We start from the raw sequence: 19892 nt of genomic DNA, 5'->3' as shown, positions 1-19892 counted from the left end.
TGCAGACCCTGTCCGATCACGTCGCGCTGCAACATTTTAAACCACGTCGGTAGGGGCTTGTGTATGAATCTGTTCACCAATGCCGATAGCACTGCTGCCGGAACCACAAGGTTCCCAGCCATTTGCTGCCCGTGGTGACCGGCAGGCCGGCGTGCAGCGAATCGGGATCGGGGCGGCCATCGGCCTGCAGGTTGTCGAAGCACACCACTGACCCGGCACGCGGCTGTACCCGGATGCCAGCAACAGGGAACTCGGTTTCGCCGCCTGCGCCGACATCGTTGAGATACACGCACGCGGTGCGCAGACGGTTGCCGGCGGCAGGGCGGTCTGCGGCGATCGTGCCCGGCGGCAGATAGTCGCGATGGGCGCGGTAGTGCTCGCCCGGCGCGTAGCACAGCACCGACAGCGCTTCGGCGTGGGTCAACGGCAGCTGCGCGCAGGCCGCCACGCGCGCCTGCGCTGCACGCGCAGCGAAGTCTTCGAGGATCGGATCCAGCGTGGCGCCGCGGCTGGTGCGGATCGGCGCGCGGTGCGTGCTCGCATTGTTGGGGTCCACCACCTGCGAAGCACGCAGATGCGGCCGTGCCAGCAGCATCAGCAAGCGGCATTCGTCGGCAGACAGCACAGCGGAGATTTCCTCGATCATGGGCGCGTCGTGGCGCCGCGTCGTCACGTTTCTTTGGGGCGCGAAACTGATGTGATCCTCTTCGCCAATGGGGTCGCGACCGGAATCGGGTGGCGGGATCCGCAAATCGGGTAGTGCGGCGATGCCCAACGGTTGCAATTGCCGCAACAGCTGCGCCGCGGCCTCAGGCTGCGGCGGGACGCCTTCGCCGCGCAGCAGGCGCTCTGCCAGCAGTGCGGCCGCCAGCGCATCGCCGCCTGCGGCGGCGCGCTCCAGCAGGGCAACGCAGCGGCGTTGTTGTTGCGGGTCATCGATGCGGCCGTGCTGGACGGCCAGTGCGCGGAGTGCGAGTGGATAGTCGGCCGAGGCTGCTGCGTGCAGTTGCGCATATGCCTGAGGCGCCAGCGCCAACGGAGTGTCGGTGACTGCCAGCGTTGCCAGCAGATAACGCGCCGCTGCGGAGTCCTGGCGCTCGGCCTGCTGCCAGTGCGCCCGCGCCTGGGCAATGTCCACATCGCAACCGACACCGTAGGCCAGCATGCGCCCGGCTTCGATTAGAGCCGTGGTATCGCCTGCGGCCGCGCCGCGCGCGTACCAGACCAAGGCCTGCTCGGTCTGCCCGGCGCGCACCAGCGCCTGTGCCAAGGCATTCATTGCGGCGGGCTGTTGCCCATTGGCAGCTTGCGTCAGGTCGGCGAGTGAATGCGTCTGTTCCATCGCGGCATCCTAAGCCCTGCCCGGGCGATGCGCGATCAGCTGCTCGCCGACAGCGCCAGCTGGGTCAGATACAGGCGCAGATCGAACTCCAGTTGGTGGTAGTCGCGCGTCATGTGGTTGCACAGCTGGTAGAAGGCCTTGTTGTGATCGGCCTCCTTCAGGTGCGCCAGCTCGTGGGCCACGATCATCTGCAGAAATGGCTCTGGAGCATCGCGGAACAGCGAGGCGATGCGGATTTCGCGGCTGGCCTTGAGCCGGCTGCCGTGCACGCGCGAGATCGCGGTGTGTGTGCCCAATGCATGCTTCACCACTTGCAGATGGTTGTCGTACATCGCCTTGTGCAAGGTGGGTGATGAGCGCATGTAGCGCTCCTTCATCGCTTTGACGTACTCGTACAGATGGCGGTCGGTGCGGATCTCATGGCGGTCCGGGTAGCGCCGCGCCAGCACCGCTGCGAGTTTGTCCTGCGCGATCAGCTCGCGCACCTGATCCAGGACGGCGGGCGGGTAACCGGTGAGATAGCGGAGAGTGTCCATGCCGATCGAGTGCTGCGAAGTGCACATGATCGCCGATGCAGGTGCCGGTGGCGAATCTGCGCGCGCGAATGTGGCGGTGTGTGTCAGGCGTATTCACGAATGCGGCACACCCGGATGCGTAGCGTGCAGCGCATGTTTTGCGGTGTATTGCCGCAGGCACACGACTAAAAACACGGCACCGTGCCGGACGAGGAGACAACAACATGATCAAGTGGGCCATTATTTTCGCCATCATCGGACTGATCGCCGGTGCGCTCGGGTTTGGCGGCATGGCGGGCGCTGCGATGGGCATTGCCAAGTTCCTGTTCTGGGCCGGCATCATCATCGCCATCGTGCTGTTTGTGCTGGGTGTGACGATCGCCAAGAAAGTGACCTGACGTTCCAGTGCCTGGCGTCGGCGCGCGCTTCGCACGCCAGCCGCGTTACCCGGAATGCAGAAGAGCGGCCATTGGCCGCTCTTTTTGTTACTGCAATCTGATCAATCGAATCGGCCGGCGCAAGTATTCGGCCGGCGCAAGTAAGAGGCCGCAGGCGAGTTCTACCGCAACGCGTTCAACGCGCTCTTGCGCAGATCAGACGCCGGTGTCTTCGGCAGTGGTGTGCAAGGCGATGTTGAGTTGATCGATGGTTACGATCCAGTCGGCATCGTCGAGGCGTTCTTCACGCAACAACTGTGCCTGCGCCGGGGTCCAGAATGGCGCCTCTTCCAGACGCACATCGCCCGGCAACGGAGAGTGCTCATCGATAAAGTCGCGAATGCTGACTTCGTCCGATGGCAGGCCCAACTGGGCGAATAATTCGGAGAACGGGTGGACGGGTTGTTCCATTGCAGATTCCTCAACGAGTGCGAATACCCCGATGCTAGAGCACCCGATTTGAGCGCACTGTGCACGTCCGGCTTGGATTTGCCTTTGGGCATGCCCATATTCCACTCCTGAGCCAACAAGCCGAGGCGATCATGGCGACCGGATGGGCGGGTGATGGGGCGGTGCAGGACCAGATCGATGCAACCGTCGAGGATGCGATCAAGCGCGCGCGGAGCCAGCTGCATCAGGGCCCGAGCCTGACGCATTGCGAAGAGTGCGATGCAGCGATTCCCGAAGCGCGGCGCAAGGCCGTGCCAGGCGTGCACCTGTGCGTAAATTGCCAGGAAGCGCACGACCTCGAGCAGGCGGCGCAGGGCGGCTACAACCGCCGCGGCAGCAAGGACAGTCAACTGCGTTGACAGCTGGATGGGCGTCTTAGTGGGTGTTGAAGTGGCTGGTCTCGCGCCAGCGACGTGTGGTGCGCTGGAAGAACAGGCTGTTGGGAACCTGCAGCACGCTGCCTGCATGGTCGCCGGTTTCTTCCAGTGTCGTGTAAATCACGTTGATGTCGATCACGCGGCCTTTCAAGCCCGGCTTGTCGCCGCCTTCGAGCAATTCGATATGGTCGTGCAGGCGGAACGGGCGCGTGGTGATGATCAGGAACGTGCAGAAGATATTGGACAGCACGCTCCATGCCGCGAAGAACGCCACCGCACCGACCGCCGCGAACCCGGTGAACGCGGTCCACAAGGTGCCGCTGGAGACGCCAAGCACGTTCAGCACCGTCAGCACGGCAGTGACCGAGATGACGAAGCTGCCCACACGCCGGATACCGATCATCATTTCTGCCGGCAGGCTGTAGCGCGTGCACAAGCGCCGCAGCAGTTGCCGCAGCAACAGCCGTACCAGCGCGGCAACGGCGACGATCAACACGATTTGTACCGTTGGCACTGCGACAGCCAGCCACTGCGGATTCCAGTGCGGCAGCAGGCTACGGATCATGGTGGGCAACGCATCGGGCGTGGACATCACATCATGCAGGTTGGGTGGATGCCCATTGTAACGGGGCGCTCAAGGAAGACAGCACGCAGTTGCAGCTGGACTAGCGCGCAACACGCGCACCGGATGCAGAGAGTGCGACCAATCGCTGCCAGCGCTGTCCCAGGTGACGCACCAGCGTCCATTCCCGTGGTGTGCTCATCGCGACGCAAGACACCTGCTTGAGCGGTAAACGCAGCAGGCACAGCTCCAGGCGCGCCGGGGTCAGCGTGAGCTGCAGCGCATCCATCGGCAGCGGGGCCGGGCAGTGGGTGGAGCACAGGCTCAGGAGCAATCCAAGAACATGCGGCATGTGGGCTTCCGATCAGGATGCCTGCGCTTGGAGCGGCCGATGACCGTGCCCAGGCAAGCGATGCAGCGCAGGAGTGCGCTATCGAAAGGATTGGATGCGTCGGCAGGCGAAAAGGTTTACGCCGCGCTCGAAGAACAAGAGTTTGCCGGGTTTAAACCTTTGCGCTGTCTGTTGCATCGAACTGGATATGCTCGACACCGCCATGCCCATCGATGCCTCAGAGTGCGACAGCCCCGCCGACCGCGATGACGCCGGCTTGGCGCGTGCTGCTGCGCGCGGAGATCGCGCTGCCTACGAGACCATCTATCGCCGCCACTCGCCACGGTTGTATGCGGTGGTCTGGCGGCTGTGCGGTGGCAATGCGGCGCGCGCCGACGATGTGTTGCAGGAAACCTTCATCGCGGCATGGAAGGCCTTGCCGCAATTCCGTTTTCAGAGTGCGCTGGGCACCTGGCTGCATCGCCTGGCGGTCAATACCGCCTTGATGGAGTTGCGTGCGCGCTCGGCTGCGAGCGATCACCTGGTGGACGATGCCGACGGCGAGATCCTCGCGGCGATTCCCGGCGCAGCGCATTGCCAATCGACCCGGATGGATCTGGAGCGCGCGCTGGAAACATTGCCGCCGCGTGCACGCGCAGTGCTGGTACTGCACGACATCGAGGGCTGGAAACATCAGGAAATTGCCGACCAACTCCACATGGCGGTCGGCAGTTCCAAGGCGCAACTACATCGCGCGCGCGGCTTGCTGCGTGCGCGGCTGGGAGACACCGTATGAACCACGATCACCATGATTCGCATGACCCACGCGAGACCGATGACGCTGCGTTGTGCACGCGTTTGCGGGCATTGCCGCAACACCGCCAGCCACCGGCGCAGGTGTGGGAGCGCATTGCACCCGCATTGACGGCGCACTCCAACGTGGTCGCATTGACGCCACGCCGTCATCGCGCCTGGGCCTGGCCTGCACTGGGTGTGGCGCTCGCCGCTGCGCTGGCGTTGGTGGTTATCGTGCCCGGGCTCGATCGGCAGGCACGCACGCCCGTGCCCGTGCAGCCCGCGCTGGTGGCGCAGGCACAGGCGATGGCCGGGCAGTACCAGCAGGCGATTGCGGCATTTCCAGTCCAGCAGGTGCCGGCCGATCTACGTCCGGCGCTGGATGAGCTGGATCAAAGCGTACAGGCCATCCACGCCGCGATCGCGCAGAGCCCGCGCTCGGCGTTTTTGTTGTCGCAGCTGCAGCGCACCTATGCGAAGCGGCTGCAATTGACCCGTCTCGCCGCACAGGGCGAGGCATCTTTCCCTAGCTGAGGAGCATGCCCATGCGTTACGTCACTCTTTCCCTGTTGTTGCTGGCTGCGGTCTGCGCCGCGCCGGCAGCGGCGCAGACCACGCTGAAGCAGACCCATCCGCTGGCGCGCGGTGGGCGCGTGGAGGTGGAAAATATCGCCGGGCAGATTCGCGTGCGCGGTTGGGATCGTGACGAGGTGGCGCTGACCGGCACCCTGGGCGAGGGGCAGCGGCTGGATGTCGACGCAAGCCCGGACCTGCTGCAGCTCGAGGTGATCTACCCGCGCAACGGCCGCAACAGCAAGGGCGCTCAACTGGAGTTGCGGGTCCCGCGTGCGGCGTTGCTGGACGTGGAGGCGGTGAGTGCCTCGGTCGATGTCGATCAGGTCGATCTGGCGCGGTTGCAGCTCAAGTCGGTCAGCGGCGATGTAGTCGCCGGTGGACGCGCCAAGGAGGCGCGACTGGAAACTGTCAGCGGCTCGCTGCGTAGCACGGTGGCCAGCGGGCGGCTGACGCTGGGCACGGTGAGTGGGCAAATCGATGCGCCATCGGGCGGTATCGGAGTGGTGTCGGTCGAGTCCGTCTCCGGCCAGATCCGGGTTGGCGCGGGGCAGGTGTCGCAGCTGCGCGCCGAGAGCGTGTCCGGGGGAACGGCGCTGACGGTGACCGGGCTGGCGCCCGGCGGCAGTATCGCGGCGGAGAGTGTCAGCGGTTCGATCACCCTGGGCGTGCCGCGCAATGTCTCGGCAGCGCTGCAGGTGGAGGTGTTCAGTGGCGACATCCGCTCGGTGGCCGGGCAGGTGCAGCGGCCGGAATACGGCCCGGGCAAGAGCCTGAAAACCAGGCTGGGGGCGGGCAATGGTGACGTCAAACTGGAATCGCACTCGGGCTCGGTGCGCATCGATTACAACAACTGATGCCCGAAAGCTGATGCCTGAAACAAGCGTGCCACCTTGCGGTGGCACGTTGAGCAAACACTTCGGGGCAACGCTTAGGCGATCTTGTCGCCATCGTTGCGTGCTGGGCCGAAGTTGGTGGTGAGCACTTCAATCCTGCCGCCGGTCTTGCGGAACGCGGCGATGTCGGCAGCGATACGCTCACGACTGAGCGGCTGCGACTTGCCTTCGCTGCGAGCGATGCTGGGCTGGGATTTCTGCTTGGTCGCGGGACGTGCCATGTGGCCTCCTGTAGCGGGGAAGTGCAAGGACATCGCGTGCGGCTAGGGTGGCGCGCGCAGAAGCGATGTCGAGAGGTGCGATCGCGTTCGGTGCGCAATCGCGGCGGCACGGCGAGCGTGCCTTGCAGACAAGACGGCGGGGCGTCCGGCAGCAACCGTGCATTATATGGGAAGTCGCGCCGGATTGCGTTAACGCGTGCTGTGCAATGCGATGGGCCCTGTGCACAGCTCACCGACCACGTGGCTGCTGCTTACCGCGCGGCAGCCCAGGCCAGGCCCTGGACCACACCGAAGGACGGATCGCCTTGCACCAGGCGCGATTCCGGGAAGGCGGCCGCGACCGTGTCGCGGATATAGCCTGCGCGCGACATGCCGCCGGTGAGGAACAGCGTGGCCGGCGGCGCGGCCAGGTCGGCACGCACCTGCGCGAGCAGGCCTTCCAGTTCGCCCAGGTAGTTGGAAGCGGACGCCACCAGCGCGCTGGCCTGCACTTCCACGCCGAGCCCGCGTTCGATGAAGTCCAGCGCCGCCCGGTGGTGGTCGCGCTCGCTGAGCGCGATCTTGCAGGCCTCCACGCCGCGATACAGGCGCGCGGTGTTGCCGGTGTCCTGCAGCGCCTGCAGGCGCTTGTCGAACGGGGCGGGCACGTCCTGGTACTTGTGCAGGCGGAATTCGCGCTGACGGGTCATGTCCTGCACCATCGCCGCTTCCACGTAGTGGTGGGTGGGCACGCGGGTGATGCCGCGGCCGAACAGCGGCATGTAGGCGGCCAGGCTCAGTGCCAGATCGATATCGGTACCGCCGCGTGCGATGCCCCAGGCGCGGTGCACCTGCGGCGCGTCACTACCGCCGACGCTGGCATGCGCGATGTCGGTGGTGCCGCCGCCGATGTCCACCACCACGGTGTCGTGCCGGGTGTCGTGGCTGACGTGGTAGTGCATGGCGGCAGCGGCGGGTTCTTCGAGGAAATCCACCGTGTCGAAGCCCGCAGCGATGGCGGCGGTCTGCAGGATCTCCAGCGCCTGTGCATTGCCGGCCTCGCCGATCGAGCTGCGGAACTGCACCGGGCGACCCAGCGTGGCGCTGCGGATATTGATGTCGAACTGGCGCGAGGCGGTGAGCCGAATGTGTTCCAGCACATGCGTGGCGATGCCGGTAATGGTCTGGCGCGCGCGCGGATGCAGGTTGTAGCCGAGCATCGACTTGGGGCTCTGCACCAGGCTGCCTTCGCCTTCGAGGAAATACGCATCCAGCGCCTCGTCGCCATAGACCGCGTTCTGCAGCAGGGCGGCAGAGCTGCGCGGCTCGCGTACCTGTTCTTCCATCCATTGGCGTCGCACGATGCGGATCGCATCGCGGCGCAGGCTGTCGTTGGCGGGCGTGCGGCCGGCGGCAAGCGCGTCGCGGCGGCCCGAATCGATCAGCCGTTCCACCTCGTATTCCAGCGCCGGGGTGAGGCTGAAATCGTCCGGGTCGCGCATGGTCTCGGGGAAATACACCGTGGTGCGGAACTGCAGGTCCTGCCCGAACCGCACCGGCACCACCTGGCCATCGACGATCGCCGCAGCGGCGGAATTGCTGGTACCGAAGTCGATGCCGAGTTTCATGCAGGCGGGCCTATGAGCGGGCCGCGCACTTTACTACTTCTGCCGTTTGCGTCGTGGGCAAAGGACCGCGCGCAGGTCGCAGCAGCCGAAGCGCCGTGCACCCGCAGGCGCACGGCGCGATGGCTCATGCCGCAAGGTTGGCGACGTGGCCTTCGTTCAGTTCTTCGGTGGTGGCTTCGCGCACTTCGATGACTTCGACCGCGAAATGCAGGGACTTCCCAGCCAACGGGTGATTGCCGTCGACGGTGACATGCTCCGGGCCGACGTCGGTGACCGTCACCAGCACCGGCCCTTGCTGGGTGCGGGCCTCGAACTGCACGCCCGGCACCACTTCGATATCGGTGGGAAAGGCATCGCGCGGCACCTGCTGGATCAATTGCGCATGGCGCGGGCCATAGCCCTGTTCGGGCGCCACATCGGCGGTGAGCGTTTCGCCCAGGCGCTTGCCTTCCAGCGCCTGCTCCAGGCCCGGCACGATATTGCCGGCGCCGTGCAAATAGCTCAGCGGCGTGTCCGGCGTGGAGCGGTCCAGCACCTGGCCGGTGTCGTCGGAAAGTGTGTAGTGAATGGTCGCAACGCGACCCTGGGTGATTTCCATTGGAAACCTCCATGACGGTGATCGAGTGGAATGCATCGGCTGATTCACGATGCGAAGAGATGCTGCACGCCCACCGTAGGCAATCGACTTCGATCATGCAACCGCAGCCGATCCGGCGGTTAGGGCGAGGATCAGCTTGGTCGTGGTGATGTCAGCTTGGCCATGCCTGCAGCCGCAGGTCGATGCGTCGACTGTCTGGCTGCATTGGAACTGCGGCGCGGCGGATGTTTTGCATCGCACGTCAGCAGGTGTTTCGCATGTTTCAACGTGCACCCCAACGCACGCGCCGCGCGCTAGTCGGGTTGTGCGCCGCGTTCGATCTCGGTACGCCGTGCATGCCAGGTTTCAGGCGTTTGCGGCTTGATGAACAGTGCGGTGAGCTCGGGGTGCTGGCGTTTGGCGGCGGCCTCGATGCGCCCGACGCAGGCTTCGATCTGCGGCGTGGTGCGGCTGTCTTCGAACTCGGCGCTCAACGCAGCCACCACTTGGTTCGGGCCCATCTGCATGGTGAGGACGCCGTTGGCGGCGCGCACGTCCGGGTCGCTGGCGGCAATGCGCAGCAGCGATTCGGTGACGTGCGCATATGCGGGCTCGCCGATCAGCAAGCCCTTGGTTTCGCGCGCGAGCAGGAACGCAGTGACCGCCAGTACGCCGGCGATGCCGATCGAGGCGATGCCATCGAGTTCGGGCATGTCCAGCAGTTGTGCGCCGGCAAGGCCAAGCACGGCCATGAACAAACCGATCAATGCGGCGCTGTCTTCGAGCAGCACGGTGAACGTGCTGGGATCCTTGCTCTGCCGAAACGCCTGGAAATAGCCCATGCGGCCCTTCTTCGCGCGGAACTCGCGCAAGGCCACCACCCAGGAAATGCCTTCGAACACGATCGACACGCCGAGCACGATGTAGGCGATCAGATGGCTTTTGGCCGGCTCGGGATTGCGCAGATGCACGATGCCTTCGTACAGCGACACGCCCGCGCCCATCGCAAACACCAGTAGCGCGACGATGAAGCTCCAGAAATACAGCTCGCGTCCGTAGCCGAACGGATGGGTGGGCGTCGGCGCCTGCGCTGCGCGGCGCAGGCCGTAGAGCAGCAGTACTTCGTTGATGGTGTCCACCAGCGAATGCACGCCTTCGCTGAGCATCGCCGAGCTGCCGGAAATGCCGGCGGCGATGAACTTGGCGATTGCGATGGCCAGGTTGCCGGCCAGCGCCACGTAGACGACCAGGTGCGAGCCGGTCTTTTTTGCGGCACTGGCATTGGCATTTGCCGCGCCGGGTCCGGTGGCCCCAGGCTCGGCAGCGCGATGCTCTGCGGATTCGGGCGCGCCGCTGGGCGGATTGGGGACCGATTGATTGGACACGCGCGACCTGCAAGGCATTCGACAAGCGCCGCACTATCGCGCCGCCGCCGTGCCGGAGACGTGATCGCGTGGCCGGGGCGCTACAATCCACGCCCGTTTTGAGCTTAGGAATCGCATGTCTACCGTTCCCGCCTGTCCGCAATGCGGCCTGGACAACACCTATGCCGACGGCGCCTTGTCGATCTGCGCAGACTGCGGCTTCGAATGGAGTGCCGGCGAATCCGCCGCGACCGCGACGGTGGTACGCGACAGCAACGGCAATGTGCTGCAGGCCGGCGACACGGTGAGCGTGATCAAGGATCTGAAGGTCAAGGGCTCGTCGATTCCGCTCAAGCAGGGCACGCTGATCCGCAATATCCGCCTGGTCGAAGACGATGCCGAGCACATCGAAGGCAATTCTGAAAAGATCAAGGGCCTGGTGTTGAAGACCTGTTTTCTGCGCAAGGCGTGAGGCGATTGCGGCTGCGGCAATGCCGCACGTAGCGTGTGTAGGAGCGCGCTTGCGCGCGATGAGGCGTTATCGATAACGCTTCATCGCGCGCAAGCGCGCTCCTACGATGTGGCACTTTCAATCGCGTGGGTAGACCGCTGCAACCGTGCAGCTCTGTCGCATCCGCGCAGCCAGGCCACCGCGCGTGGCGCTCAGGTCGCCCTGTTGGCCGGACCCGGCAGCCGCGCCGGCGAGCGCCATCTCGTCGAGCACGTCGACCTTGTCGCCGGGATTGCCGCAGATCGCATTCAAGCCCATGCCGGACACGAAGCGGATCGGCGGTGAGCCGCTGAGTTCGCGGCAGCTGTCCATCAGCTCGACGCGATAATGGCGGTGCGTGCCGGGGTGACGTGGCGAGACTTCCACCACCAGACCTTGGCCATCTTCCGACCAGGAGCGCAGCATGCTGGGATTGAAGCAATAGCTGGATGAGCCGGCGAAGTTACGCCGGCGCGATTCGCGCACGCTGACGCCTTCCAGGGTCGGTACGCCACCATGGTCGCGTTGCCTGGCAACGCTGGCATAGTCGCGCGCGCTGAGCATGGCGACCTGGCTGATCGCGCAACGTTGCTGGGCGGTGCTGACGTACGCCTGCGCACCATTGCAGACCCAACCATGCGCCGCCAGCAGGCTCGCATCCGCTTGCGCGGCGAGCTGCGGGCAATCCTGCGCCAAGCTGAGGCGGAACAATCGTCCGCCGTGTTCGGCCACCGCCAGCGTGCGCGCATCGGCTTGATGCAATTCGGACACCTTGCGTGCATCCAGGCACTCGGCGCTTGGCGCGGCCGGGCGCACCGGCTCGGCCGATGCAGTGGATAACGCGCAACTGAAAAGCGTGCTGCCGAGCAGAACCGCAGTGAGTACACGCATCACGCACATCCTTGGCAATGAGGTATGGCTGCATCATCTGCCAAGCAGGCCACGCTGACAATCGCAACGCGCGACGCGTCGCGCGTTCAACAAAACCGGGCGGGCGGCCTGCGCTGGGCACCGCCAGCGCACATGAGCGCATTGCCGATGCTGATCAGCGACCATGTGCGCGCGCAACCTCACGCGCACCTTTCAGCTTGCTGCTGCGATAACGCTGCGCAGCTTGCGCTCAAGGTGCTTCGGGCGGATCCGAATCCAGCACCTGCACCTTGCCGCCGGTGGTCTCGGGAAGAATGCGCTGATCGGTGGCCACCAACACCACGCCAGGCGTCAGCAGCGGCAGCAGGCCGGCCAGAAATGCCGGCGGTACCTGCAGCCGCGCGATGGTGTCGGCGTCCAGCGCTTGTCCTGCTGCGGCACTGCTGCCGGGGATGCCGATGCGCATCCAGTTGGGCATGCGTTGACCGGGCAGGCCGGGCACTTCGCCCGGCAAAAACCCCTGGCCGACGATAAAGGCCTGCGTGCCCAGCGGTGCGGCGCCCGGCTGCGCGTGCAGCGCGACTTGCGCACGTCCGATTTCCGCACCATTGCGATACACCACCAACTGCTGGTCGCTGCTGCTGACCAGCATCGAGATCGGGCCGGTGGGGGCCAGCTCCGGTTGCCATGCAAATGCCTGGCCGTTGGGCAGCGGCAGCAATGCGCGCTGCGCGCCGGTGGTCGGGTCGATCGGGCTGAGCGCGCGCGGATGTACGACCGCGTCCGCATCCACGCCGGCCTGCGCGACCACCACCACCATGCCCATGTTGGAGTTGTCGAACAGCAGCCGCGCGAATTCCGATGGCAGATGCACGCAGCCATGCGATTCCGGATAACCGGGCAAGCCGCCGGCATGCAGGGCCACGCCATCCCAGGTCAGTCGTTGCTGGTACGGCATCGGCGCGGCGTTATAGATGTTTGAGCGGTGGTCCTTGTCCTTCTGCAGGATGGTGAACACACCGGTGGGCGTCTCGTGCCCGGGCTTGCCGGAACTGATGGTGGAGACACCGATCAGGATGCCGTTGCGATACGCATAGGCACGTTGCTCGGTAAGGCTGACGATCACCGCCATCGGGCCCCAGCCCTTGCTGACGCCGCCCCAGATCCATTCGCCCGGCTTGAGTTGGGCAGGCGTGGTTTCGGCGGGGCTGGATTGGCGCGCGCCCCAGAACGGCACGGCAATGGCTTGCCCGCAGATCAGCAGCGTGCAGAAAAGAACAGCAGTGAGCAGTGGACGCATCGGCATTCCAGAAAGCAGTGTCGGCACGATCCTAGCGGGGCAGGGCGTGCGCGTCATGTCGTTGCTGCTGGTATCGGTGCGCCTTGCGAAGACAGCCGATGCCGCGAGCGTCTTGAGCGCGTAGCTTGCCTGTGCTGCAAAGCGTGCATGCAAGACGCACTGCATGCAGTGCGCAGATGACTCTTTGAGCTGGGTGAGATGGATCGTGCAGTCGGCCATTGCAGATGCCGACAGCCGCCGCACTGCGACGGCCATCGGGCATCCGGCGTCTACTGCATCAGTTCGGCAATGCGGGGTAGTCGATATAGCCTTCGGCACCGCCGCCGTACATGGTGGCCTGGTCGAAGTCGGCCAGCGGGGCGTTTTCGCGCAGGCGACGCACCAGATCCGGGTTGGCGATGAAGGGGCGGCCGTAGGCGATCGCATCGGCATAGCCGCTGTCGATGGCCTTTTCGGACAGCGCCTTGTCGTAGCTGTTGTTGGCGATCCAGGCACCGTCGAACTTCGCACGCAGTGCGGCGTAGTCGAAGGCCACGTTGTCGCGCGGACCGCCGGTTGCGCCTTCGATCACGTGCACGAAGGCCAGCCCGCCGATCAGGTTGAGGCGCTCGACCGCACGCTCGAACAAGGGCTGCGGATCGGAGTCGTGCATGCCGTACACCGGCGTGACCGGCGACAGGCGCACGCCGGTGCGCTCGGCGCCGATCTCGTCGGCAATGGCCTGCACCACTTCGGCCAGCAGACGGGTGCGGTTTTCGATATCGCCGCCGTACGCGTCGGTGCGCTGGTTGGAGCCGTCGCGCAGGAACTGGTCGAGCAGGTAGCCGTTGGCCGCATGCACTTCCACGCCGTCGAAACCGGCATCGATGGCGTTGCGCGCGGCGATGCGGTAGTCCTCGATCAAAGCGGGGATTTCGTCCAGCGCCAGTGCGCGCGGCTCGGACACATCTTCAAAGCCGTTCTTGGTGAAGGTCTTGCCTTCGGCGCGGATGGCGCTGGGCGCAACCGGCGATTCGCCCGGCGGCAGCACGCTGGTGTGCGACACGCGGCCCACATGCCACAGCTGCAGCACGATCTTGCCGCCGCGGCGATGCACTTCATCGGTGACCGCACGCCAGCCTTCGATTTGTTCCTTGCTGTGGATGCCGGGCGTGTCGAGATAGCCCTGACCGAGCGGGCTGATCTGGGTGCCCTCGGCCACGATCAATCCGGCACTGGCGCGTTGGCCGTAGTACTCGGCGGCGAGCGGCGAGGGCACCTGGCCGGCAACGGCACGGTTGCGCGTCAGCGGCGCCATGATCACGCGGTTGGCAAGATCCAGCGCGCCCAGGCGCACCGGGGAGAACAACGGGGATTCAGTGGATTTGGACATCAGCAACCAGTTGAAGTTGATCACGCGCCAGGCGCGGCACCGCGCCGATCGCGAGTGCCCCCTAGCGATGGTGGCGGACCCAAGCGGATTCGAGCGATGCCGATAGGACACAGCGTCTTCCACTGCACCAGAATTGCCCCGAACTGTGATGTGCTGGGGGCTTGGCGCTGAATCGCTGCCAGCGGCGTCCTTTCGCTCGATGCTGCATTGCACAATAATGAGCCGCCCCGTCATTCTGGAGTCGGGCATGTCCGATATCGATCTCTCACCGCCGCCCGTCTCGCGGCGCGATTACGTGCTGATCCTGTTTGCGTTGGCGATGGGCGGCTTTGCGATCGGCATCAGCGAATTCTCGACCATGGGGTTGATGACACAGATCGCGCAGGGGCTGCAGATCAGCGAGCCGCAGGTTGGTCACATCATCAGTGCCTATGCGTTAGGTGTGGTGGTCGGGGCACCGTTGCTGGCGATTCTTGGCGCGCGCTGGCCACGGCGCACCTTGTTGCTGCTGTTGATGGTGTTCTACGCGTTGGGCAACCTGGCCAGTGCGTTGGCGCCGAGCTATCACACGATGTTGCTGTGCCGTTTTATTGCGGGTTTGCCGCATGGCGCGTACTTCGGCGTGGCCTCGTTGGTGGCCGCATCGATCAGCCCGCCCAATCAACGCGCCACTGCGGTGGGCCGCGTGTTGATGGGCCTGAGCATCGCCTTGCTGGTGGGCAATCCGCTGGCGACCTGGCTGGGCCAGATCGTGAGCTGGCGTTGGGCCTACGCGGCGGTGTCGGTGCTTGCGCTGTGCACGGTTGCCGCAGTGGCGTCACGTTTGCCGCCTGCGCCGGACGAGCCACGGCAGCAGCCGCTGCGCGAGTTGCGCGCGTTCAATCAGCCGCAGGTGTGGCTGGCATTGGCGATCGGTGCAGTGGGTTTTTCCGGCATGTTCTGCGTCTTCAGTTATCTGGCACCGACCTTGACTGCGGTCACCGGCGTGGAGCCGGCGCGGATTCCCTTGGCCATGGTGGCGTTCGGTGTCGGCGGCGTGCTCGGCAGCATCCTGGGCGGCTGGTTGTTCGATCGCATGCAGTTCCGCGCGGTGCCGGTGCTGTTGGTGTGGTCGGTGGTGGTGATGCTGACCTTTCCGTTGGCCGCGCAATCGGGCCTGTGGGTGTTCGTCTCCATCGTGGCCGTGGGCACCATGGGCGCATTGGCTCCCGCATTGCAGACGCGTTTGATGGATGTGGCAGCCGAAGCGCAGACCCTGGCGGCGGCCTCCAACCACGCGGCATTCAATACAGCCAATGCCTTGGGCCCGTGGCTGGGTGGCATGGCGATCACCGCAGGCTGGGGCTGGACGTCCACCGGGTATGTGGGCGCGGCAACCGCGCTGGGCGGTTTGTTGGTGTACGCGCTGGCGGTGTGGCAGGAGCGTCGGCAACGTGTGTTGGTGGCGAGCTGATCCGCATTGCCGCGTGCGGTATTTCGTTTTTCCGTGGCGCTTCAACGTCAATCGGTAACACGATGCAATACGCGCCCATGGCGTATCCACAGCCAACTCACGGTGCGGCACCGAGACTGCAGGCTTGAACACAAGCGGACCGAACAGTGCCATGACCGAGTTCACTCCACCGCCGTGGAAGCGCCCCAATCCCAAGCGTAAATCTGCCTCCACGCCACTAAGCGATGCGCAGAAAGCAGCGGCCAGACAACGTGCGGAAGAAGCAGGGCGGCCGTATCCCAATCTGATCGACAACATGTGGGCGAGCCGGCAACCCAAGTGAGTTTTGACTTTGCGTTGGCATCGATGAATCGCTATTCATTGCTTGCATGACCGCGTGAGGAAGCGGCCCACATAACTCACATGCGGATTATGCGCGCGCCACCACTATGGGGCCGTACACAACGTCAAGGTAGCGCAATCAACGCATCGATTGCCTCATCCCCAAAGCCGGCGCGACCGCATCTGTTAGACGACGCAGCGCTGGCCCACCGCAACAAGGAGCGACACATGAGCATTCAGAGCAAGACCGAGCATAGCCTCAACGATCTCATCGCCATTTCCCGCGACGGCAAGGACTTCTACGACGAAGCCGCAGCCAAGGTCGACGATGTGGAACTCGCGACGCTGTTCCGCCGCATCGCTGGCGTCAAGTCCGACATCGTCAGCAATCTGAGCAGTGTTGTTGCAGCGGCCGGCGGCGAGCCGAAGACCAGCGGCACCATGGTCGGCAGCATGCAGCAGTTCTACGGCAAGGTGCGTGCAACGCTGGGCGACACCAAGTATGGCTATGTGGCCGAGCTGGAAGAGTCCGAAGACCGTCTGTTGAAGGCGTTCGATGAGACCATCGCCGACCAAGATACTCCGGCCGCTGCACGTGACGCTGCACTGCGTCTGCTGCCGGAAGTGCGCGCATGTCACGACGTGATGCGCAACCGCAAGCACGCGATGAAAAGCGCCGCGTAAGTTGCGTGCGTGACCGCAGCGCATCCAGGTGATGCAGCTCGTGGAGTAAACCGATAAAGGCGGAAACGGGTAGCGCAAGCTGCCCGTTTCTTTTTGTGTCGCGCATGCAGGCGCACATGCAGATACGGCGCACGCGTTCTGTTCCACGCAACCATGCGCGTTCCACGTTGCCAGCCATGTTTTTGCATGTGTCGGACACCCGCCAGGTCTGCTAGTATCCGCCGCCCTTCCTCCGGCAGGCCCGCATGCGCGGTCGTGGACTTACCCATGAAACAGCAGTTCCTGTACCTGTCATCGGCCGAGGCGCAGTTGTCGCTGGGCCTGGGGGAAGAGAAGACCACCGAGCGTTTGTTTTTTGCGGTAATGGCCGATGCGCGCACTGCCGAGCATGCGGCAACCATCGCCGAAGGGTTGCTTGGTAGCGGTCAGGTCGATGGCAAGCCGCTTGCGCGCGAGCGGCTGCATGTGACCTTGCATCATCTGGGCGATTACGCCGGTGGTTTGCCGCCATCGTTGGTGAGCCGCGCCAGTCAGGCGGCCGAGCGCGTGATGCTGGATGCCTTCGATGTGGCGTTCGATCGGGTCGGCACCTTCGGTGGACGGCGTTCGCAGTTGCCGTGCGTGTTGCGCGGCGAAGAGCAAGTGCGCGGGTTGTACGAGTTGCAAGGTGCACTGGGTCGGCAACTGGCGCATGTGGGGATTGCCGGCGATGCGCAGTACACGCCGCATATGACGCTGCTGTATTGCAATCAGGCGTTGCCGCAACGGCGCTGCGATACGCTCGCCTGGACGGTGCGCGAGTTCGCGCTGGTGCGCAGCTTTCTCGGCCAATCGCGTTACCAGATCGAAGGCCGCTGGTCGCTGCGTTGATGTGCAGGCGGGCGCGCACGCGGTAGCCTGCGTGCATGGACGCCACCACACCACTGCCATTGCAGGCCGAGCACCTGGCCGCGCTCGAACAGGCCTATGCCACGCCACCGCGCGCCTACCATCACTTCGGCCATGTGCGCGCGCTGCTGCAGCATTACGCCGAGGTCGCCGCCGGGCCGGGCTGGCAGCAGCCGGCCGAGGTCTGGCTGGCGGTGTTGTTTCACGATGCGGTGTATCAGCCCGGACGCAGCGACAACGAGGCCGAATCTGCCAACTGGGCGGCGCAGTGCATTCCGCGCTGGTGGCCGCAGGCGCAGGTGGATCTGCAGCGTGTGCAGAGCCTGATTCTGCTGACTGCACGTCATGGGCAACTGCAGCCGCAGGACGTGGACGCCGAAGCGGCGTTGTTTCTGGATTGCGACATGGCGATTCTGGCCGCACCGGCAGCGGTGTTCGATGCGTACGACAGTGCCATTGCCGCCGAATACCGCGGACATGTGCCAAGCGTGCTGTTCCGGCTCAACCGCCGGCGTTTTCTGGCCGGCCTGCTCAAGCGCCCGCGCATCTTCTTGAGCGATGACTTCCATGCGCGCTGTGATGCGGCCGCGCGGGCCAATCTGCGCCGGCGGCTGGGTCGCTGATCCGCCTGGATGATCCTGGCGGTTCATCCAGGCGCAGCAACAGCGCACGCTACAATGGCGCATGCACGACAGCGCCGTTTCCACACCCGATCCACGTCCGCAACCCCCCGAGCCGCCTGCGCCCAATGCGTGCTGCGAAAGCGGTTGTCCGTTGTGCGTGCATGATCTGTACGCCGAGGAACTGGCGCGCTACAGGCAAGCACTGGCAGCCTGGGAAGCGCGTCAGCAAGCGAGTGCGCCGTAAGCGAAGCGTCGCGCTTCGCGCTGCAGCCTGGAACGATTATCTTTGAACCACTTTTTCCGATGGTGCGACATGCGACGACTTGAGATGTGGAGCGCGCTCTGCGGCGCGGCGGTGTTGGCGCTATCGGGCGCGGTCGCCGCACAGGCACCGCAACCGGTGAGCCATGGCCGTTTCGAACAGGTGCCGGTGCTGATGCCCAAGGGCGAGCCGCAGCGTGTGGTGATCTGGTTGAGCGGTGCCGGCAATGCCGCCAAGCGCCAGGCGCAGGCAGAAAGCTTGCGCGCCGATGGCGCGATGGTGGCGATGGTGGACACCGCGCATCTGTACGCGGTGCTGCGCAAGGCCGGTGGCAGCTGCGCGTTCTCGGTTGGCGATGTGGAGAACTTTTCCCGCTATCTGCAGGCCTTCTATCACATCCCCACCTACCGTCTGCCATTGCTGGTCGGCGACGGCGACGGAGCGGCACTGGCTTATGCGATCGGGGCGCAAGCCAAGCCGCATGTGCTGGCCGGCGTGCTCACCGATGGGCTGTGCCCGGCGGCGGTCTCCGACCAGGCGATCTGCCAGCCGGGGGTGCGTCCGGGCAGCAACGCGCTGCTCCCGGTGCCGCTGCAGATTCCCTGGGTGCTGGCCGGCAGCCAGGACAAGCGTTGCCCGGCCGCGACCGAGAACGCCTTCCTCAAGCAGGTGCCGCAGGCGCGCACGTTCACGCGTTCCGCGCAGGGCGATATTCTGCCGGGTCTGCGCGCTGCCGCTCGCTCGTTGGGCGAGCAGAAGGGCGTGGCCCTGCCGCCGCCGCCGGGCGGTCTGGCCGATCTGCCAGTGGTGGAAGTGCCGGCCAAACCCGACGGCGACAGCGACGACGACACCTTTGTGATCTTCGTCTCCGGTGATGGTGGCTGGGCGGGTCTGGACGAAGAAGTGGCCGACGCGCTGGCCGCGCAGGGCATTCCGGTGGTCGGCCTGGATTCGCTGCGTTACTTCTGGACAGAACGCACGCCGCAGGGCTTCGCGACCGATCTGGACCGCATCGCGCGCTTCTACGCGCAGCGTTGGCAGCGTCAGCGGGTGGTGCTGATCGGCTTTTCGCAAGGCGCGGACGTGTTGCCCGCAGCGATCAACAAGTTACCGGCGCAGACCAGGCAGAACATCCGCATGACGGCGCTGTTGTCGGTGGGCAAGCTGGCCGACTACGAGTTCCATGTCAGCAACTGGCTGGGTTCGGACGACGATGGCCTGCCGATCGCACCAGAAGTGCAGCGCCTGCCGGCCGGCACCACGGTGTGCATCTACGGCCAGGACGATGAGGACGCGCTTTGCCCGAGCCTGCCGGCGCAGGCGGCCAAGCGGGTTGCGCTGCCGGGCGATCATCACTTCAAGGGCGATTACGCCACCTTGGCCAAGGTGATCATGGAGCAGTTGCACGGGCTGTCGAAGCCGTGAGCGAGCGGTGCATCTTTCCATCCGCAGCTTTTCCTTCAGCCGCCGACAATATCCGAAGGTGCTTGCGCGCGTGCCGGCATGGGACCTTACGCGGCATGGATGCCGCGTAAGAGCCTACATGGACGTACTTGCGGCGTGTCCCATGCCGGTACGCGTG

At 65.1% G+C, this 19892-nt stretch carries 25 protein-coding genes; 13 read left to right on the top strand and 12 right to left on the bottom strand.

Annotated features, from left to right (window positions below; all coding sequences use genetic code 11):
• Positions 1 to 73: 73 nt before the first annotated feature.
• Positions 74 to 1342 (bottom strand): 2OG-Fe(II) oxygenase, encoded by a 1269-nt coding sequence (locus FFY45_RS12145; RefSeq protein ID WP_176340622.1) that lies wholly within the window; start codon positions 1340 to 1342, stop codon positions 74 to 76.
• A 35-nt stretch (positions 1343 to 1377) separates the two neighbouring features.
• On the bottom strand, positions 1378 to 1905 hold the full coding sequence (locus FFY45_RS12140) for a M48 family metallopeptidase (protein WP_176340621.1): 528 nt from the start codon (positions 1903 to 1905) through the stop codon (positions 1378 to 1380).
• Between the two features lie 176 nt (positions 1906 to 2081).
• Here FFY45_RS12140 and FFY45_RS12135 point away from each other — a divergent pair, with 176 nt between their 5' ends.
• Positions 2082 to 2255 (top strand): DUF1328 domain-containing protein, encoded by a 174-nt coding sequence (locus FFY45_RS12135; protein ID WP_006452844.1) that lies wholly within the window; start codon positions 2082 to 2084, stop codon positions 2253 to 2255.
• A 195-nt stretch (positions 2256 to 2450) separates the two neighbouring features.
• On the opposite strand, the gene FFY45_RS12130 is transcribed toward FFY45_RS12135, so the two are convergent.
• Positions 2451 to 2705, bottom strand: coding sequence for a DUF2789 domain-containing protein (locus FFY45_RS12130; protein ID WP_006452845.1), 255 nt, complete (start codon positions 2703 to 2705; stop codon positions 2451 to 2453).
• 131 nt (positions 2706 to 2836) lie between these two features.
• Here FFY45_RS12130 and FFY45_RS12125 point away from each other — a divergent pair, with 131 nt between their 5' ends.
• Positions 2837 to 3103 carry a DksA/TraR family C4-type zinc finger protein gene (locus FFY45_RS12125; RefSeq protein WP_115038393.1) on the top strand — a complete coding sequence of 89 codons (267 nt, stop codon included), beginning with the start codon at positions 2837 to 2839 and terminating at the stop codon, positions 3101 to 3103.
• Positions 3104 to 3119: 16 nt separating this feature from the next.
• Here FFY45_RS12125 and FFY45_RS12120 read toward each other — a convergent pair whose 3' ends face one another.
• Both FFY45_RS12120 and FFY45_RS12115 read right to left on the bottom strand, forming a co-directional pair.
• Positions 3120 to 3713: a mechanosensitive ion channel family protein gene (locus FFY45_RS12120; RefSeq protein WP_176340620.1), complete on the bottom strand. Its 594-nt coding sequence runs from the start codon at positions 3711 to 3713 to the stop codon at positions 3120 to 3122.
• Positions 3714 to 3786: 73 nt separating this feature from the next.
• Positions 3787 to 4035, bottom strand: a complete 249-nt coding sequence (locus FFY45_RS12115) for a hypothetical protein (RefSeq protein ID WP_255171943.1) — start codon at positions 4033 to 4035, stop codon at positions 3787 to 3789.
• Between the two features lie 187 nt (positions 4036 to 4222).
• On the opposite strand from FFY45_RS12115, the gene FFY45_RS12110 reads away from it, so the two are divergent.
• Genes FFY45_RS12110 through FFY45_RS12100 form a run of 3 tightly spaced genes read left to right on the top strand, consistent with a single transcriptional unit; the run spans position 4223 to position 6239 of the window.
• Positions 4223 to 4810, top strand: a complete 588-nt coding sequence (locus FFY45_RS12110; protein WP_176340619.1) for an RNA polymerase sigma factor — start codon at positions 4223 to 4225, stop codon at positions 4808 to 4810.
• Positions 4807 to 5343: a hypothetical protein gene (locus FFY45_RS12105; RefSeq protein WP_176340618.1), complete on the top strand. Its 537-nt coding sequence runs from the start codon at positions 4807 to 4809 to the stop codon at positions 5341 to 5343. Before FFY45_RS12110 ends, FFY45_RS12105 begins: the two co-directional genes overlap by 4 nt.
• A gap of 11 nt (positions 5344 to 5354) precedes the next feature.
• Complete coding sequence (locus FFY45_RS12100; protein WP_176340617.1) at positions 5355 to 6239, top strand: DUF4097 family beta strand repeat-containing protein; 885 nt, start codon at positions 5355 to 5357, stop codon at positions 6237 to 6239.
• Positions 6240 to 6313: 74 nt separating this feature from the next.
• Here the strand turns inward: FFY45_RS12100 and FFY45_RS12095 are convergent, their stop codons facing one another.
• The 4 genes from FFY45_RS12095 to FFY45_RS12080 all read right to left on the bottom strand — a co-directional run bounded on the left by FFY45_RS12095 (position 6314) and on the right by FFY45_RS12080 (position 10068).
• On the bottom strand, positions 6314 to 6499 hold the full coding sequence (locus FFY45_RS12095) for a hypothetical protein (protein ID WP_010366034.1): 186 nt from the start codon (positions 6497 to 6499) through the stop codon (positions 6314 to 6316).
• 251 nt (positions 6500 to 6750) lie between these two features.
• Positions 6751 to 8106, bottom strand: coding sequence for an Hsp70 family protein (locus tag FFY45_RS12090; protein ID WP_176340616.1), 1356 nt, complete (start codon positions 8104 to 8106; stop codon positions 6751 to 6753).
• Positions 8107 to 8230: 124 nt separating this feature from the next.
• A complete protein-coding gene (locus FFY45_RS12085; RefSeq protein WP_176340615.1) occupies positions 8231 to 8704 on the bottom strand; it encodes an FKBP-type peptidyl-prolyl cis-trans isomerase in 474 nt (157 codons plus the stop codon).
• 293 nt (positions 8705 to 8997) lie between these two features.
• Complete coding sequence (locus FFY45_RS12080) at positions 8998 to 10068, bottom strand: cation diffusion facilitator family transporter (protein WP_439333530.1); 1071 nt, start codon at positions 10066 to 10068, stop codon at positions 8998 to 9000.
• A gap of 115 nt (positions 10069 to 10183) precedes the next feature.
• Between FFY45_RS12080 and FFY45_RS12075 the strand changes: the two genes are divergently transcribed.
• On the top strand, positions 10184 to 10519 hold the full coding sequence (locus FFY45_RS12075; protein ID WP_176340613.1) for a zinc ribbon domain-containing protein YjdM: 336 nt from the start codon (positions 10184 to 10186) through the stop codon (positions 10517 to 10519).
• 117 nt (positions 10520 to 10636) lie between these two features.
• Here the strand turns inward: FFY45_RS12075 and FFY45_RS12070 are convergent, their stop codons facing one another.
• From FFY45_RS12070 to FFY45_RS12060, 3 genes are all read right to left on the bottom strand, one after another.
• Positions 10637 to 11428 (bottom strand): hypothetical protein, encoded by a 792-nt coding sequence (locus tag FFY45_RS12070; RefSeq protein WP_255171941.1) that lies wholly within the window; start codon positions 11426 to 11428, stop codon positions 10637 to 10639.
• Positions 11429 to 11657: 229 nt separating this feature from the next.
• Positions 11658 to 12713 carry a L,D-transpeptidase gene (locus FFY45_RS12065; RefSeq protein WP_176340611.1) on the bottom strand — a complete coding sequence of 352 codons (1056 nt, stop codon included), beginning with the start codon at positions 12711 to 12713 and terminating at the stop codon, positions 11658 to 11660.
• 271 nt (positions 12714 to 12984) lie between these two features.
• Positions 12985 to 14103, bottom strand: coding sequence for an oxidoreductase (locus tag FFY45_RS12060; protein ID WP_176340610.1), 1119 nt, complete (start codon positions 14101 to 14103; stop codon positions 12985 to 12987).
• A 223-nt stretch (positions 14104 to 14326) separates the two neighbouring features.
• Between FFY45_RS12060 and FFY45_RS12055 the strand changes: the two genes are divergently transcribed.
• The 7 genes from FFY45_RS12055 (at position 14327) to FFY45_RS12025 (ending at position 19735) form a co-directional block, all read left to right on the top strand.
• On the top strand, positions 14327 to 15532 hold the full coding sequence (locus tag FFY45_RS12055; RefSeq protein ID WP_176340699.1) for an MFS transporter: 1206 nt from the start codon (positions 14327 to 14329) through the stop codon (positions 15530 to 15532).
• Positions 15533 to 15683: 151 nt separating this feature from the next.
• Entirely contained in the window at positions 15684 to 15854 is a 171-nt protein-coding gene (locus tag FFY45_RS12050) for a hypothetical protein (RefSeq protein ID WP_176340609.1), read from the top strand.
• A 227-nt stretch (positions 15855 to 16081) separates the two neighbouring features.
• A complete protein-coding gene (locus FFY45_RS12045; RefSeq protein WP_176340608.1) occupies positions 16082 to 16537 on the top strand; it encodes a PA2169 family four-helix-bundle protein in 456 nt (151 codons plus the stop codon).
• Positions 16538 to 16804: 267 nt separating this feature from the next.
• On the top strand, positions 16805 to 17407 hold the full coding sequence (thpR, locus tag FFY45_RS12040) for an RNA 2',3'-cyclic phosphodiesterase (RefSeq protein ID WP_176340607.1): 603 nt from the start codon (positions 16805 to 16807) through the stop codon (positions 17405 to 17407).
• 35 nt (positions 17408 to 17442) lie between these two features.
• Positions 17443 to 18048, top strand: coding sequence for an HD domain-containing protein (locus FFY45_RS12035; RefSeq protein ID WP_176340606.1), 606 nt, complete (start codon positions 17443 to 17445; stop codon positions 18046 to 18048).
• Positions 18049 to 18109: 61 nt separating this feature from the next.
• Positions 18110 to 18292, top strand: coding sequence for an oxidoreductase-like domain-containing protein (locus FFY45_RS12030; RefSeq protein WP_176340605.1), 183 nt, complete (start codon positions 18110 to 18112; stop codon positions 18290 to 18292).
• Positions 18293 to 18361: 69 nt separating this feature from the next.
• Positions 18362 to 19735 (top strand): virulence factor, encoded by a 1374-nt coding sequence (locus tag FFY45_RS12025; protein ID WP_176340604.1) that lies wholly within the window; start codon positions 18362 to 18364, stop codon positions 19733 to 19735.
• The last annotated feature ends 157 nt before the right edge of the window (positions 19736 to 19892 follow it).

Origin of the sequence: Xanthomonas hortorum (assembly GCF_011305375.1) — a bacterium.
Taxonomy (GTDB): Bacteria; Pseudomonadota; Gammaproteobacteria; order Xanthomonadales; family Xanthomonadaceae; genus Xanthomonas; species Xanthomonas hortorum_E.
Note: the sequence above shows the minus strand (reverse complement) of the source record. Positions and strands in the feature narration are given on the sequence as shown.